This window comes from Rhizobium sp. Rhizsp82, from assembly GCF_047325115.1.
Lineage (GTDB): Bacteria > Pseudomonadota > Alphaproteobacteria > Rhizobiales > Rhizobiaceae > Rhizobium.
The window spans coordinates 2,722,810-2,738,519 of sequence record NZ_CP168570.1 but is presented as its reverse complement, the minus strand read 5'-3'; the positions used below and the strand labels follow the sequence as shown (position 1 = coordinate 2,738,519).

15 protein-coding genes and 1 pseudogene are annotated in these 15,710 nt (G+C 61.8%); 5 read left to right on the top strand and 11 right to left on the bottom strand.

The window, feature by feature from the left end; translation table 11 throughout:
- The 5 genes from tgt to coaD all read right to left on the bottom strand — a co-directional run bounded on the left by tgt (position 1) and on the right by coaD (position 3,918).
- Positions 1-1,131 (bottom strand): tRNA guanosine(34) transglycosylase Tgt, encoded by a 1,131-nt coding sequence (tgt, locus tag ACEN84_RS18585; protein ID WP_203428890.1) that lies wholly within the window; start codon positions 1,129-1,131, stop codon positions 1-3.
- On the bottom strand, positions 1,128-2,213 hold the full coding sequence (queA, locus tag ACEN84_RS18580) for a tRNA preQ1(34) S-adenosylmethionine ribosyltransferase-isomerase QueA (RefSeq protein WP_199629283.1): 1,086 nt from the start codon (positions 2,211-2,213) through the stop codon (positions 1,128-1,130). The genes tgt and queA overlap by 4 nt, the downstream gene beginning before the upstream one ends.
- Positions 2,214-2,285: 72 nt before the next feature.
- Positions 2,286-2,795, bottom strand: a complete 510-nt coding sequence (locus ACEN84_RS18575) for a peptidylprolyl isomerase (protein WP_112711897.1) — start codon at positions 2,793-2,795, stop codon at positions 2,286-2,288.
- Positions 2,796-2,834: 39 nt separating this feature from the next.
- The gene (locus tag ACEN84_RS18570; RefSeq protein WP_112711895.1) at positions 2,835-3,395 is read right to left on the bottom strand and encodes a peptidylprolyl isomerase; all 561 of its coding nucleotides are present in this window, start codon (positions 3,393-3,395) and stop codon (positions 2,835-2,837) included.
- A gap of 28 nt (positions 3,396-3,423) precedes the next feature.
- The gene (coaD, locus tag ACEN84_RS18565; RefSeq protein ID WP_413709490.1) at positions 3,424-3,918 is read right to left on the bottom strand and encodes a pantetheine-phosphate adenylyltransferase; all 495 of its coding nucleotides are present in this window, start codon (positions 3,916-3,918) and stop codon (positions 3,424-3,426) included.
- A gap of 125 nt (positions 3,919-4,043) precedes the next feature.
- Here coaD and ACEN84_RS18560 point away from each other — a divergent pair.
- The 3 genes and pseudogenes from ACEN84_RS18560 (at position 4,044) to ACEN84_RS18550 (ending at position 4,749) form a co-directional block, all read left to right on the top strand.
- A pseudogene (locus tag ACEN84_RS18560) lies at positions 4,044-4,267 on the top strand (hypothetical protein).
- Between the two features lie 158 nt (positions 4,268-4,425).
- Positions 4,426-4,581 (top strand): hypothetical protein, encoded by a 156-nt coding sequence (locus tag ACEN84_RS18555; protein WP_165402599.1) that lies wholly within the window; start codon positions 4,426-4,428, stop codon positions 4,579-4,581.
- A gap of 33 nt (positions 4,582-4,614) precedes the next feature.
- Positions 4,615-4,749 carry a hypothetical protein gene (locus ACEN84_RS18550; protein WP_281438207.1) on the top strand — a complete coding sequence of 45 codons (135 nt, stop codon included), beginning with the start codon at positions 4,615-4,617 and terminating at the stop codon, positions 4,747-4,749.
- A 92-nt stretch (positions 4,750-4,841) separates the two neighbouring features.
- Here ACEN84_RS18550 and ACEN84_RS18545 read toward each other — a convergent pair whose 3' ends face one another.
- From ACEN84_RS18545 to gyrA, 5 genes are all read right to left on the bottom strand, one after another.
- Positions 4,842-5,141, bottom strand: coding sequence for a hypothetical protein (locus ACEN84_RS18545; protein WP_413709489.1), 300 nt, complete (start codon positions 5,139-5,141; stop codon positions 4,842-4,844).
- Between the two features lie 14 nt (positions 5,142-5,155).
- A complete protein-coding gene (locus ACEN84_RS18540; protein ID WP_413709488.1) occupies positions 5,156-6,226 on the bottom strand; it encodes a hypothetical protein in 1,071 nt (356 codons plus the stop codon).
- Positions 6,226-6,633 (bottom strand): hypothetical protein, encoded by a 408-nt coding sequence (locus tag ACEN84_RS18535; RefSeq protein WP_130278333.1) that lies wholly within the window; start codon positions 6,631-6,633, stop codon positions 6,226-6,228. The genes ACEN84_RS18540 and ACEN84_RS18535 overlap by 1 nt, the downstream gene beginning before the upstream one ends.
- 9 nt (positions 6,634-6,642) lie before the next feature.
- Positions 6,643-8,136, bottom strand: coding sequence for an FAD-binding protein (locus tag ACEN84_RS18530; RefSeq protein ID WP_413709487.1), 1,494 nt, complete (start codon positions 8,134-8,136; stop codon positions 6,643-6,645).
- Between the two features lie 104 nt (positions 8,137-8,240).
- Positions 8,241-11,054 (bottom strand): DNA gyrase subunit A, encoded by a 2,814-nt coding sequence (gene gyrA / locus ACEN84_RS18525; protein WP_130278335.1) that lies wholly within the window; start codon positions 11,052-11,054, stop codon positions 8,241-8,243.
- 226 nt (positions 11,055-11,280) lie between these two features.
- Between gyrA and ACEN84_RS18520 the strand changes: the two genes are divergently transcribed.
- Positions 11,281-11,928 carry a MarC family protein gene (locus ACEN84_RS18520; RefSeq protein WP_112711885.1) on the top strand — a complete coding sequence of 216 codons (648 nt, stop codon included), beginning with the start codon at positions 11,281-11,283 and terminating at the stop codon, positions 11,926-11,928.
- 49 nt (positions 11,929-11,977) lie between these two features.
- Here the strand turns inward: ACEN84_RS18520 and ACEN84_RS18515 are convergent, their stop codons facing one another.
- Positions 11,978-12,532 carry a single-stranded DNA-binding protein gene (locus ACEN84_RS18515; RefSeq protein ID WP_413709486.1) on the bottom strand — a complete coding sequence of 185 codons (555 nt, stop codon included), beginning with the start codon at positions 12,530-12,532 and terminating at the stop codon, positions 11,978-11,980.
- A gap of 252 nt (positions 12,533-12,784) precedes the next feature.
- Between ACEN84_RS18515 and uvrA the strand changes: the two genes are divergently transcribed.
- A complete protein-coding gene (uvrA, locus tag ACEN84_RS18510; protein WP_413709485.1) occupies positions 12,785-15,709 on the top strand; it encodes an excinuclease ABC subunit UvrA in 2,925 nt (974 codons plus the stop codon).
- Position 15,710 lies beyond the last annotated feature (1 nt).

Genomic DNA, 15,710 nt, shown 5'->3' with positions numbered 1-15,710 from the left:
TCAAACGGGATCGAGATCGCCCCTCGCCCATTCGTCCATCGTCTCGGCCATGAAATCGGCGAAGCGGTCTTCGGCGATCGCCTTGCGGATGCCCTGCATCAGTTCCTGATAGTAGTTCAGGTTATGCCAGGAGAGCAGCATGCCGCCGAGCGCCTCGTTGGCGCGGACGAGGTGGTGCAGGTAGGCGCGGGAGTAATCGCGCGTCGCCGGGCAGTTCGACTGGTCGTCGAGCGGGCGCATGTCCTCGGCATGACGGGCATTGCGGATATTGACCTTGCCGCGGCGGGTGAAGGCGAGACCATGACGGCCGGAGCGGGTCGGCATCACGCAGTCGAACATGTCGATGCCGCGGGCGACCGATTTCAGCATGTCATCAGGCGTGCCGACACCCATCAGATAGCGCGGCTTTTCGGTCGGCAGAACGGGAAGCGTCGTGTCCAGCATGCGCAGCATGACGTCTTGCGGCTCGCCGACGGCGAGGCCACCAACGGCATAGCCCTTGAGGTCGAGCTGGGCCAGCGCTTCGGCAGAGCGGATACGCAGGTTCGGCTGGTCGCCGCCCTGGACGATGCCGAACATCGCCTTGCCCGGCTGGTTGCCGAAGGCGACCTTGCAGCGCTCGGCCCAGCGCAGCGAGAGCTCCATGGCGCGCTCGATCTCGCGCGGTTCGGCGGGAAGCGCCACGCATTCGTCGAGCTGCATCTGGATATCGGAACCGAGCAGGCCCTGGATCTCGATCGAGCGCTCCGGCGACATGTGGTGCAGGCTGCCGTCGACATGCGACTTGAAGGTCACGCCCTGTTCGTCGAGCTTGCGCAGACCGGAAAGCGACATGACCTGGAAACCACCGGAGTCCGTCAGGATCGGGTGTTCCCAGCGGATCAGCTTGTGCAGACCGCCAAGGCGGGCAACGCGCTCGGCGCCAGGGCGCAGCATCAGATGATAGGTATTGCCGAGAATGATATCGGCGCCGGTGTCACGCACCTGGTCGAGATACATCGCCTTGACGGTGCCGACGGTACCGACGGGCATGAAGGCCGGCGTGCGGATCGTGCCGCGCGGCATGGAGATTTCACCAAGGCGGGCGCCGCCATCGGTCTTCTTGAGGGTGAACTGGAAGTTCTCGGTCATCTGTCGTTCCGGAAAAGAAGGCTCGAGTCGCCGTAGGAATAGAAGCGGTAGCCTGTCGAAATGGCGTGTTCGTAAGCAGCGTGCATGGTCTCGAAACCGGCAAAGGCGGAGACAAGCATGAACAGCGTCGAACGCGGCAGGTGGAAATTGGTCATCAGCATATCGACCGCCTTGAAGCGGTAGCCCGGCGTGATGAAGATGCCGGTGGCACCGGCCCAAGGCAGGATTTCGCCGCTGTCGGCCGCCGCACTCTCGATCAGCCGCAGCGATGTGGTGCCGACGCAGACGATGCGCCCGCCCCTCGCCCTGACGGCGTTGAGCTTGGCCGCAATCTCCTCGGTCACATAACCGCTTTCGAGATGCATCTTGTGATCGTCGGTGTCATCGGCCTTCACCGGCAGAAAGGTTCCGGCGCCGACATGCAGCGTCACGAAATGGCGTTCGATGCCGGCCTTGTCGAGAGCGGCAAAGAGCTCCGGCGTGAAATGTAGGCCGGCCGTTGGTGCGGCGACAGCGCCTTCTTCGCGGGCGTAGATCGTCTGGTAGTCGGCGCGGTCGCGGTCATCTTCCGGGCGTTTGGCAGCGATGTAGGGCGGCAGCGGGATATGGCCGACCGACGCGATCGCTTCGTCGAGCGCCGGACCGGAGAGATCGAATGCGAGCGTCACCTCGCCGGCATCCCCCTTCTCGACGACGGTGCAATCGAGCTGGCCGAGAGAGCAGCTCTCGCCGCTATGGCCAAAGGCGATGCGATCGCCTTCCTTGATGCGCTTGCCGGGCTTTGCGAAGGCCTTCCAGCGGTTGGCGCCGACACGCATGTGCAGCGTCGCCGAAACCTGCTGGCCGCCCGCCCCTTCGCGATGGCGAATGCCCTCGAGCTGCGCGGGAATGACCTTGGTGTCGTTGAAAACCAGCGCATCGCCGGGCTTCAGGAAATTCGGGAGATCGCGAACAATATGGTCGCTCAGCACCTCGCCGGCGGACGCATCGACGACCAGTAGGCGCGCGCTGTCGCGCGGCTCGGCGGGCCTCAGGGCAATCCGCTCATCCGGCAGGTCGAAATCGAAAAGGTCTACGCGCATCGGGGTACTTTCAGGCAAAGCGAAACCCGCCCCACGTTCTCACGCAAGGGCGGGTTCCGTCAGAAATCACAATCAGACGTCGGCGGCAACCCGCATCGAGACGATCGAATCCGGGTCTACGACCGGCTCGCCCTTCTTGATCTTGTCGACGTTGTCCATGCCTTCGATGACCTGGCCCCAGACGGAATACTGCTTGTTCAGCCACGGAGAATCCGCAAGGCAGATGAAGAACTGGCTGTTGGCCGAGTTCGGGTTCTGCGAGCGGGCCATGGAGCAAACGCCGCGAATATGCGGAGTGGCGGAGAATTCTGCCTTCAGGTCCGGCTTCTCGGAGCCGCCCATGCCTGCACGGCCCGGGTTGAAGCTCTCGCTGCCCTTCTTGCCGAACTTGACGTCGCCGGTCTGGGCCATGAAGTCGTTGATGACGCGGTGGAAGACGACGCCGTCATAGGCATTCTCGCGGGCGAGCTCCTTGATGCGGGCGACGTGCTCAGGTGCCACCTGCGGCAGAAGCTGGATGACAACCTTGCCCTTGGTGGTTTCCAGGATGATGGTGTTTTCGGGATCCTTGATCTCGGCCATTCTTATTCTCCTCGTTGTTCTTGAACTGCTTGCTTCTGGTTACTTGGCGACGGTGACCTTGACCATGCGGTCAGGATTGCTGACTTCGCCGTTCTGGCCTTCGCCCTTCTTGATCTTGTCGACGAATTCCATACCGGAAACGACCTTGCCGACGACGGTATACTGGCCATTCAGGAAGGAGCCGTCAGCGAACATGATGAAAAACTGCGAATTGGCCGAATCCGGATCCTGCGAGCGCGCCATGCCGACCGTGCCGCGCACGAAAGGTGTCTTGGAGAACTCGGCGGGGATGTTCGGAAGATCGGAACCGCCGGTGCCTGCGAGGCTCGGATCGAAGCCCTTCGACATGTTGCCGTACTGGACGTCGCCGGTCTGGGCCATGAAACCGTCGATGACGCGGTGGAAGGCCACGTTGTCATAGGCGCCCTTCTTGGCGAGCGCTTCGATCTGGGCAACGTGCTTCGGCGCAACGTCGGGAGCGAGCTGGATGACGACGGGGCCGTCCTTCAGCTGGATGGTCAGCGTGTCGGCTGCAAGGGCGTCGCCAACGAAGGACGCGACATAGAGCACGGCGGCAAAGGCAACATAAAAGAGTTTCATTGTAGCTCCGGTGCGGCGGAAAACCGCCTCAAGATTTGCGCTTGGATTGAAGGGCTTTAAGAACTGCGGCCGGTACGAAGGCGCTGACATCTCCACCCATGGCGGCGATTTGACGGACCAATGTGGCGGTTATGGGCCGCGAGGCCGTTCCGGCCGGCAGAAAGATGGTCTGGATATCCGGCGCCATCTGCCGGTTCATGCCGGCCATCTGCATTTCATAGTCGAGATCGGTGCCGTCGCGCAGGCCGCGGATCAGCAGCGAGGCCTTATGCTTGCGCGCCGCATCGACGACGAGATTGTCGAAAGACACGACCTCGATGCCGGCAGCCTTCTGCGGCAGGATTTCGGCGAGCGACTGGCGGATGAGATCGGCGCGCTCCTCGAAGGAAAACAGCGGCGCCTTGCCCGGATGAATACCGATCGCAACGATGACTTTTTCGGCGACGTTCAGCGCCTGAATAAGCACATCCATATGTCCGTTGGTGATCGGGTCGAAGGACCCCGGATAAAAAGCAAGCGTCATGGGACCCGGCCGTTTCGTTCGTTGCCTTTTGTCATGGATGCCCCTTTACCGCAAGTCATTTGGCATGCCGATGCCGGGTGCGTGAACGGCTGATGAATGGGTCGTTCAAGGCCGTTTCAGGTGCGATCTGCATAATCAAAATCATCAACGCAGCCGATGCCATTCCGGCATCCGGCTCTCCCCGGAAGTCACTTCGATGCTCATGCTCCTGATCGCCCTTGCCGTCATCATCTCCCTTATCGGCGAAGTGGCCTATGGGCTTCTCAAGGAGAAGTACGAGGTACGCTGGGTGCGCCCGGAGGTCAGCGAGCACGATGCACTGATGCGCCAGCTCGGCCGGCTGCGGTGAAAACGGGCCTCGAATCTGAACGCCAGATGAACGAGGCATTCAAGGTCGCTTCAGACCAAGCTTAGTAAACGACACGTCAACATCCCACGGAACCATTTCCAGGCGGATGCATTTAAACACCGAAGCGTAGATGCGATACGCGCAAGAAGGAAAAGAAGATGCCTGATAAGATTACCGTCATTAACGTTTTCTGGATGGCAATGATTACGGGAATGCTTACTGCAACTGTCGCACTCTATGACCAGAAGCCTGATACGTCCAAGGTATATGGCCCTTACGCCGCTGCCCGCACGGCAATCGTAAGCCAGTACTGAGGAACGTGAACGCAACTTCGGAAAGGATTGCCCATGTTCACGATTTTGACCGTTCTGACCGCCCTCATCAGCGTAATGTTCATCGTGTCCGTGGCGTCAACGATTTCCGCTCTTCGCCGTGAAAGCGAAGAGGTGAAGGCTTACAACGAAAAGCGCATCACTTTCTAAAGCCAGTTCCCCTGCCCTGAGCGCATTCCCCTCCGCGCTCGGGCAATTCAAAAAGCCGGACGCCCTCCCCGCGTCCGGCTTTTTCTTTGTCCTTATGCCGGGCGATAGGCGAGGCAGCCGCTCTTGCGATAGGGCAGTACGAGGATTGCTCCCGATGCATAGAGCTTGCGGACGTAATCGGGGCTTTCACCACGCACCACAGCAAAGACCGATCCCCAGCGCAGCAGCTTGACGCCGTCAGGAAGGCTCGCCGGGCTGCCGGGCGGGCGGAAGACCATGGCGGCAGGCGCCTCCCCAGTTGCGGCGAAAATGCCGGCAAACAGCATGAAGACGGCGCAGAGGATGATGAGAGCCGTCACGCCCGTTCTTGCGATCCGCCGCGCAAATACCATCACCGCACTCCCTTTCAGAAGTCGAATATATGCTCGATGCCGGGATCGGCAATCGGCCGGTCGCGCAGCAGCTGCGCCAGATCGGTGATCCTGACCAGAACCAGCAGGCGGTCGCTGTCGAAACCGGCACGCGGGAAGCGGGCGATCAGTTCACCGGGCGGCGGCGCCTGATCGCTCGCCGGTGCGGTCAGCGACACCATGATCTGGTCATTTCCGGCAATCTCCCGGACATTTCCGCCCGCCTTGGCGATGTCGGAGAGAATATGGGTGAAACGGTCGTAGCGCGGTGTTTCGATGAGGATGCCATTGGCACTCTCGGAGATGACGCGGACATCGGGCATTGTTGACAGTGCCTCGGCCGGCATACCGGAAACAACGGAGAAGATCGTCAGCTTGGCCTCGCCGGTGGCTGCCACCGCATCGGCGATCATTCCGGCATAGGCGATCTTCGCCTTCCATTCACCGCCGAGCGCCAGGCGACGTTCCCAACCGCGCAGGGGCTCATCGACGGGTGCCGCCCAGAGCTTGTCGATCTGTGGCTGGAAGGGATATTTGTACCAGGGCGTCTGGCGCAGGAAGGCGGCGTAATCGATCGCCATGTCGCGGGCGACACTATCCTGCGGGGTCTTCTGATCGCCACGCCAATAGGCGGTCAGCCGTCCCAGCGTTTCTTCGTAGGCGGCCTTCAGGCCCATTTCGAGGGTGAAACTGACGCCGATCGTCGCGACCATCATGCGCGTCTGCGTGTCGGCGCCGCCGTGGCGGTCGGCGATCGCCGTCAGTGCACAATCGGCCTTCCAGAAATCCTTGACGCTGGCGAGATAGTCGAAGCGGTATTCGTCGCCCGTCTTCAAGACCTCGGCGAGACCGTCATAGGCATAGACGATATGCCATTCGGGATAGGTCAGGAAGGTATTGGCCTCCTCGCGGCGCATCGCCGGATCGCGGATCAGCGGGCTGTAGCTATCTGCCTGCGGATCGGCATGGCAGAAGGTCTCCACATAGGCGGCAGGACTCAGAAGGAGGAGCACAACCACGACGACGGCGGCGACGAACAATGCGAGGATCTTGAAAGCCCGGCGCATCAGCGCGCCTCGCTGCGGAAGATGTAGCTCGATGCGATCGCTGCGCCGCCGAGGAAGAGATGCGGCAGGTTTGCGAGGACCTTGAAGCCGAACGGCAGATCCTGGATGCCGTAATTGACGATGCCGAGATCGAGATAGCCGGAGCCGGTGATCAGGCCGAGCAGGCCATCGGTGAAATAGAGCAGGCCGAAATAGAAGAGGAAGAAGCGCGAGGCTCGCACCGAGAGATAGGCAGCGATCGCAGCCCAGAGCGCCGAAGCCAGATGCAGGCTGTCATCATAGATGTCGAGCGCGAAGATGCCGAAGGCCCTGCCCTCGGCGTCCGTCAGGCCGGGAATGTAATTCAGCGCCGCGGCAAACAGCAGCGCCACAGTATAAAGCCCGGCAATCAGTCGAAGCTTGCTCATCATTCCCCCTCAGATCTTGCCCAGATAATTATCCCAGAAGCGGTTGCGGAACAGCAGGCCGGGATCGGCCTTGCGTTTCACCGCAGCGAAATCACCCGACCGGACATAGGCGCGCTGCAACTGGTCGAGGCGTGCATGCGGCCGATACGGCAGATAATAGCTGCCGCCGATGGCGATGACGCGTTCGATCAGCGCCTCGGTCATTCGCGCCATATCGGCTTCACCGCGCACGGTCTTTTCCTGCGAAAACAGCATGACCGCGGCAATGCGCGGCTCCGTCGCGTAGGCCAGAACGCTATCGTTATCGGTATTCACATAACGTAGCGTGATATTCAGCAACTGCTGATAAGAGGCCGGGATAACCTCCTGGCAGGCCGTGACAAAATCGGCAAAGCGCGATGGCGAGACGAAATATTCGTGCAGGATATCGGTGCGTGTCGGATCGCGGTCGTCGAGGGTGATGACGGGTTCGTTCATCAGGCTGTTGCGGGTCGATGCGGCAGCGATCTGCGGGTTCAGCACCGCCTCCGTCCACCAGCGCATATGCTTGACGCCGTCCGAGCCGAGCTGGCGGCGGAAGATTTCGCGCGAGACGTGGCTGATCAGGCCGGAGCCGGTCGCTGCCGGAATGTTCGACTGATCGGCCGAGGGGCGATAGGTGATCAGCAGCGCATCCTCGAAGAAGCGGTCGAGCGAGATATCCATGCGGCCATAGGCCATCTGGATTGTGGGATCGGACGCCAGGACCTCGGCAAAGCGGCGGCCGATATCCTCGCCGGCCAGATGCTCGAAACTCGGGTCCAGCAAGGTATTCGGCACCATGTCGAGCTCAAGTTCCGTAATGACGCCGAACAGGCCGTAGCCGCCCATCGCGTGATTGAAGAGCTCGGTATTTTCAGTGCGCGAGCAGGTCAGCAGATTGCCATCAGCCGTCATCATCTTCATCGAGCGCACGGTGCTACCGCAGCCGCTAAAGGGTACCGGCCAGCCGTGGGCATTGACGGAAAAGGTGCTGGCGACGCCGAAATCGTTGTTCGACTGCATGACGGCGGGCGAAAAGCCGATCGCATCGAGCTTGCGGATGATCGTCGACCAGCGGGCACCGGCTGCGACGCGATAGGTCTTGGCCGAGGTGTCGGCCTCCAGCCAATCCTGATCGAGGGTCAGTGCCGTTCCGTTCAGCGGCAGGCTATGGCCGCCCATAGAATGGCGCGCGGCGCTGGCGGCGAACGACTGACCGTTGCTGCGGGCGTCGACAAGTGCGGCACGGAGCTTGCCAATCAACGCGTCCTGCGGCGGCTCGCTAAAGGTCAGATGCTGGGCGACCGGGGTCGGCGATAGCTCGCCTGCGTCATTGAGAATGGTGGCGCTTGAGGAAACATCGTCTTCTGGCGGGAAAGCCGGACCAGGATCGCTCACCGGCGTCAGAAGATACTGCCCTGCAACGGCGCCGGCGATCGCCGAGCCCGCAACGAGAACGCCGCGCCGCGTCCAATTCCCCATGATTCCCTCACCCTAAAATCAACTCAGACTAGCAGGAATCTCTTTAGCGCATAAAAAAACCGGGCGGCAGGGGCCGCCCGGTTTTCCAGCCAAAGCCGGTTAAATTATTCTTCCGTGGAAGATGAAGGTTCGTCGCCTTCGGTTGCCGGAGGCACTGCGCCGGCTTCGATCGGCGTTTCGTTGGTGATCTCACCAACGTCTTCGCTATCGTCTTCCGGTTCGCTGATGCGCTCGACCGAAACCACCTTCTCATCCTTTGCGGTCGAGAAGATCGTGACGCCCTTCGTCGCGCGGCTGGCGATGCGGATGCCGCCGACCGGAACGCGAATCAGCTGGCCACCATCTGAGACGAGCATGATCTGGTCGCCGTCATCAACCGGGAAGGCAGCGACGAGTGCGCCGATTTCGCCCGTCTTCGACGTGTCGGTGGCACGGATACCCTTGCCGCCGCGGCCGGAGATGCGGAAGTCGTAAGACGAGGAACGCTTGCCGTAACCCTTTTCGGAGACCGTCAGCACGAACTGCTCGCGTGCCTTCAGCTCTTCATAGCGCTCGTCGTTAAGCTGTCCCTCTTCGGTGACTTCCTCGCCGACAAGAGCGATATCCTCCTCATCGACGCCGGTTGCGCGACGCTCTGCAGCGGAACGCTTCAGATAGGCAGCACGTTCCCACGGCTCGGCATCGACATGGCCGACGATGGTCATCGAGATGATGCTGTCGCCATCGCCGAGGTTGATACCGCGAACACCGATCGAGTTGCGGCCGGCAAAGACACGGACGTCATCGACTGGGAAGCGGATGCACTGGCCGAGCGCCGTGGTCAGAAGCACGTCGTCGTGCTCCGTGCAGGTCTCGACGGAGAGGATTTCATCGCCCTCCTCTTCCAGCTTCATGGCGATCTTGCCGTTGCGGTTCACCTGGACGAAATCCGACAACTTGTTGCGGCGAACGGTGCCGCGCGTCGTCGAGAACATCACGTCGAGGCTTTCCCAGCTGTCCTCATCCTCGGGCAGCGGCAGGATCGTGGTGATGCGTTCGCCGGGTGCGAGCGGCAGCATGTTGATGAGCGCCTTGCCGCGCGAGGTCGGCGTACCGATCGGCAGGCGCCAGACCTTTTCCTTGTAGACGATACCGCGCGACGAGAAGAACAGAACGGGCGTATGCGTGTTGACCACGAATAGCCGGCTAACGAAATCTTCGTCACGGGTGGTCATGCCGGAGCGGCCCTTGCCGCCGCGGCGCTGCGCACGGTAGGTGGTCAGCGGCACGCGCTTGATATAACCGAGATGCGAGACGGTCACGACCATGTCTTCGCGGGCGATGAGGTCTTCATCGTCCATTTCGAGACCGCCATCGATGATCTCGGTGCGGCGCGGTGTGCCGAACTCGTCGCGAACGGCGCCCAACTCTTCCTTGACGATGGTCATGATGCGAATGCGCGACGAGAGAATATCGAGGTAATCCTTGATTTCTTCGCCAATCTTGTTGAGCTCGTCGCCGATTTCATCGCGGCCAAGCGCCGTCAGGCGGGCGAGACGCAGTTCGAGGATGGCGCGGGCCTGCTCTTCCGAGAGGTTATACGTCATGTCCTCGTTGATCCGGTGACGCGGATCGTCGATCAAACGGATCAGGCTTTCGACATCCGCTGCCGGCCAGCGGCGCGTCATCAGCTGTTCGCGTGCGGTCGCAGGATCCGGCGCCTGGCGGATGACGCGGATGACTTCGTCGATATTGGCAACCGAGATCGCCAGACCGACCAAGACGTGGGCGCGCTCACGCGCCTTGCGGAGAAGGAATTTCGTTCTCCGGCTAACGACTTCTTCGCGAAAGGCGACGAAGGCGCGGAGCATGTCGAGCAGGTTGAGCTGTTCCGGCTTGCCGCCGTTCAGCGCCACCATATTGCAGCCGAAGGAGGTCTGCAGCGGCGTATAGCGGTAGAGCTGGTTCAGGATGACGTCGGCATTGGCGTCGCGCTTCAGCTCGACGACGACGCGGTAGCCCTGGCGGTCGGATTCGTCGCGCAGGTCGGAGATGCCCTCGATGCGCTTTTCGCGCACCAGCTCGGCCATCTTCTCGATCATCGTCGCCTTGTTCACCTGATAGGGGATTTCGGTGATGATGATCTGTTCGCGATCGCCGCGCATCGGCTCGATCGTGGCAACGCCGCGCATGACCACGGAACCGCGGCCCGTCTCATAGGCCGAGCGGATGCCGGAACGGCCGAGGATCTTTGCGCCGGTCGGGAAGTCCGGACCCGGGATGATCTGCATCAGATCCGGCAGTTCGATCGCCGGATTGTCGATCAGCGCGATACAGCCGTCGATGACTTCGACGAGATTGTGCGGCGGGATGTTGGTCGCCATACCGACGGCGATGCCGCCTGCGCCGTTGACCAGCAGGTTCGGGAATTTCGCCGGAACCACCGACGGCTCGGAAAGCGTGCCGTCGTAGTTGTCGCGAAAATCGACCGTTTCCTTGTCGAGATCGTCGAGCAGCGAATGCGCGGCCTTTTCCAGGCGGCATTCGGTGTAGCGTTCGGCCGCCGGCGGGTCACCGTCGACAGAGCCGAAATTGCCCTGGCCGTCGATCAGCGGCAGGCGAAGAGACCAGTCCTGCGCCATACGGGCGAGCGCATCGTAGATCGCCGAGTTGCCGTGCGGATGGTATTTACCCATCACGTCACCGGTGACGCGGGCGCATTTGACGTATTTCTTGTTCCAGTCGATGCCGAGCTCGGACATGCCGTAAAGGATGCGCCGGTGGACGGGCTTCAGGCCGTCGCGCACGTCAGGAAGCGCGCGGCTGACGATAACGCTCATCGCGTAATCGAGATACGACCGCTGCATTTCCTCCATGATGGAGATGGGCTCGATACCTGGCGGGAGCTTCCCGCCGCCTGGGGGTGTTTGTTCAGTCAAAACAGATCACGATCTCTTTGTAGAATCACTGAAAGATTTATAGCGGAAAGCCCCGTCCCGCGCCAATTTGAGCGGGAGTTTTGAACAGGCTTTTACGGCGGAAAGGCGGCAATTCTGGCGTTTTTGCGCCGGGAGGAGGCCTACGTGAAAACAGGCGGTTTGCCAAACGCGGGCAGTCGCTCCACAATCGCGAAAACCTCGCCTCATATGGTGTTTTGGAGACCGAATGGCAAGCACCGACCAACTGATCAATGCCTTCACCACCCTGCTCGTGACCATCGATCCACCGGGGCTGGCGCCAATCTTTCTGGGGCTGACCGCTGGCATGAGCCGGCCCCAGCGTAAGCAGGTGGCGCTGCGCGGCTCGATGATCGCCTTCATCATCCTCGCGGTCTTCGCGCTGTTTGGTGCCGGCGTCCTCGGCGTGCTCGGCATCTCGATGGGGGCGTTTCGCCTCGCGGGCGGCCTGCTGCTCTTCTGGATCGCCTTCGAGATGGTCTTCGAGAAGCGCCAGGACCGCAAGGAGAAGACCAGCGAAGTCGCGATCACCAAGGACCACATCCAGAATATCGCCGTCTTCCCGCTGGCGATCCCGCTGGTTGCCGGTCCGGGCGCGATCTCGGCGACGATCCTGCTCTCTGGTGCCTTCGCCTCGTCGATCGAGCGGGCGCAGTTGATCATCGTCATCGCCGCCAACCTGCTGATCACGCTGGGCGCACTGCTGGTCGCCGACAGGCTCGACCGTTTCCTCGGCGCCACCGGCCGGGCGATCCTGACGCGGCTTCTCGGCGTCATCCTGGCGGCCCTGGCGGTGCAGTTCGTGGTCGATGGCGCCAAGGCGGCGCTCAATCTGATCAGCGCCACACCGGCCTAACAAAAACGGCGCCTCAAGGGGCGCCGTTTTCATTTGATCCGTCCGGTTCTCAGAATGGGATGTCGTCGTCGAGATCTCGCGAGAAGTTGCCGCCTCCACCGCCGCCACTGCTGCTGCCGCCACGGCCGCCGCCGGAGGACTGTGAGGGCGCGCCGTAATCGTCGCCGTAGCCGCCACCGCCGCCACCATAATCGTTGTTGTTGCCACGGCCGCCGCCACCGCCGAAGCCGGAGCTTGCGCCGCCGCCGTCGCCACGGCCATCGAGCATCGTCAGCGTCGAGTTGAAGCCCTGCAGCACGACTTCCGTCGAGTAGCGGTCCTGACCCTGCTGGTCCTGCCACTTGCGGGTCTGCAGCGCGCCTTCGATATAGAGCTTGGCGCCCTTCTTGACGTATTGCTCGACAACCTTGCAGAGGCCTTCGTTGAAGACGACGACGGTGTGCCATTCGGTCTTTTCGCGGCGTTCGCCGGAATTGCGGTCGCGCCACTGCTCTGAGGTCGCGATACGCAGGTTGGCGATCGGACGGCCGTCCTGGGTCCTGCGGATTTCGGGGTCGGCGCCCACGTTTCCGATCAGAATTACCTTGTTTACGCTACCAGCCATGCTTTTCACCTTACCTGCCGCCCTGCCCGGCGGCGCTTGAAACAATCGGTGTACCTTAAACTATAGAGCCCTTGCGAGGCGCGTCCATCGGGCCGTCATCCACAAGGAATTTTGTTCTTTCTTTGTTCTAATTATTCACTATGATCCTGTCAACAGAATCGAAAACCTTCTCCTACCCCGGATTTGAGCCTCGACTCGCCCGCGAGCATCACTAAATAAGGGGCTTCATCCAAGAGACCAAAGCAGAAGACGATGAGCGAACTGAAGACGATTTCCATCCGCGGCGCGCGTGAGCATAATTTGAAGGGCATCGACCTCGATCTGCCGCGCAACAAGCTTATCGTGATGACGGGCCTTTCAGGGTCCGGCAAATCCTCACTGGCATTCGACACGATCTATGCCGAAGGGCAGCGGCGCTATGTCGAAAGCCTGTCGGCCTATGCGCGCCAGTTCCTGGAAATGATGCAGAAGCCTGACGTCGACCAGATCGACGGCCTCTCACCTGCCATCTCGATCGAGCAGAAGACGACGTCGCGCAATCCGCGCTCGACGGTGGGCACGGTCACCGAGATCTACGACTATATGCGTCTGCTGTTTGCGCGCGTCGGCGTTCCCTATTCGCCGGCCACCGGCCTGCCGATCGAGAGCCAGACGGTCAGCCAGATGGTCGACCGCGTGCTCGCCTTCGACGAGGGCACGCGTCTCTATATTCTGGCGCCGCTCGTGCGTGGCCGTAAGGGCGAGTACAAGAAGGAACTCGCTGAGCTCATGAAGAAGGGCTTCCAGCGCGTCAAGGTGGACGGCCAGTTCTACGAGATCGCCGACGTTCCGGCCCTCGACAAGAAGTACAAGCATGACATCGACGTCGTCGTCGACCGTATCGTCGTGCGTGCCGACATGTCCTCGCGCCTGGCGGACAGCCTGGAGACCTCGCTGAAGCTCGCCGATGGCCTGGCGGTCGCCGAATTCGCCGACAAGCCTCTGCCGCCGGAGGAAACCGCTGCCGGCGGCTCGGCCAACAAGTCGCTGAACGAGACGCATGAGCGCGTGCTCTTTTCTGAAAAATTCGCCTGCCCGGTTTCCGGCTTCACCATTCCGGAGATCGAGCCGCGTCTCTTCTCGTTCAACAACCCCGCCGGCGCCTGCCCGACCTGCGACGGTCTCGGCGCGCAGCAGAAGATCGACGCCAACCTGATCATCCCGGAACCGGAGCGGACGCTGCGCGACGGCGCGATTGCACCTTGGGCCAAGTCCTCGTCTCCCTATTACAATCAGACGCTGGAAGCGCTCGGCAAGCATTTCGGCTTTAAGCTCGGCAACCGCTGGAGCGATCTCTCCGCCAAGGCGCAGGATGTGATCCTGAACGGCACGGAAGAGAAGATCGAATTCCACTATGCCGATGGCGCGCGCTCCTACACGACGCACAAGACCTTCGAAGGCATCATCACCAATCTCGAGCGCCGCTGGAAGGAGACGGATTCCGCCTGGGCGCGCGAGGAGATCGAGCGTTTCATGTCTGCCGCCCCCTGCCCGTCCTGCGCCGGTTACCGCCTGAAACCGGAAGCGCTCGCCGTCAAGATTGACAAGCTGCATATCGGCGAGGTCACGCAGATGTCGATCCGCGTCGCCCGCGACTGGTTCGAAGTGCTGCCGTCGCATTTCACGGCGAAGCAGAACGAGATCGCCGTGCGCATCCTCAAGGAAATCCGCGACCGCCTGCGCTTCCTGAACGATGTCGGCCTCGAATATCTCAGCCTGTCACGCAATTCGGGCACGCTATCGGGTGGCGAAAGCCAGCGTATTCGCCTGGCGTCGCAGATCGGCTCGGGCCTGACGGGCGTGCTCTACGTTCTAGACGAACCATCGATCGGCCTGCACCAGCGCGACAATGCCCGCCTGCTCGATACGCTGAAGCACCTGCGCGATATCGGCAATACCGTCATCGTCGTCGAGCATGACGAGGACGCGATCCTGACCGCAGACGATGTCGTCGATATCGGCCCGGCCGCCGGCATTCACGGCGGTCAGGTCATCGCCCACGGCACGCCTCAGGACATCATGGCGAACCCGAAGTCGCTGACCGGCAAGTATCTTTCCGGCGAACTCGGCGTTCCCGTGCCCGATGAGCGGCGCAAGCCGAAGAAGGGCAAGGAGATCAAGGTCGTCGGCGCCCGGGGCAACAACCTGAAGAACGTCACCGCCTCGATCCCGCTCGGCGTCTTCACAGCGGTGACGGGTGTTTCCGGCGGCGGCAAGTCCACCTTCCTGATCGAGACGCTCTACAAGTCGGCAGCGCGCCGCGTCATGGGCGCGCGCGAAATCCCGGCCGATCACGACCGCATCGACGGCTTCGAGCATATCGACAAGGTGATCGATATCGACCAATCGCCGATCGGGCGCACGCCGCGCTCGAACCCGGCGACCTATACCGGCGCCTTCACGCCGATCCGCGATTGGTTCGCCGGCCTGCCGGAAGCCAAGGCGCGCGGCTATCAGCCGGGCCGCTTCTCGTTCAACGTCAAAGGCGGCCGCTGCGAGGCCTGCCAGGGCGACGGCGTCATCAAGATCGAGATGCACTTCCTGCCGGATGTCTACGTCACCTGCGACGTCTGCCACGGCAAGCGCTACAATCGCGAGACGCTCGACGTCACCTTCAAGGGCAAGTCGATCTCCGACGTGCTCGACATGACGGTCGAGGAAGGCGTCGAGTTCTTCGCTGCCGTTCCCGCGGTGCGCGACAAGCTGCAGTCGCTGTTCGATGTCGGCCTTGGCTATATCAAAGTCGGCCAGCAGGCGAACACGCTGTCGGGCGGCGAGGCGCAGCGCGTCAAGCTCGCCAAGGAACTGTCGAAGCGCTCGACCGGCCGCACGCTCTACATTCTCGACGAGCCGACGACCGGCCTGCACTTCCACGACGTCGCCAAGCTGCTGGAAATGCTGCACGAGCTGGTCAACCAGGGCAACTCCGTCGTCGTCATCGAGCACAATCTCGAAGTCATCAAGACAGCCGACTGGGTACTCGATTTCGGCCCCGAAGGCGGCGATGGCGGCGGCGAGATCGTTGCGACCGGCACGCCTGAGGCGATCGTCAAGGAGAAGCGCTCCTATACCGGCCACTTCCTGAAGGAGCTACTGGAGCGTCGCCCGGTGAAGAAGACGGTCGCGGCGGCCGAGTGAG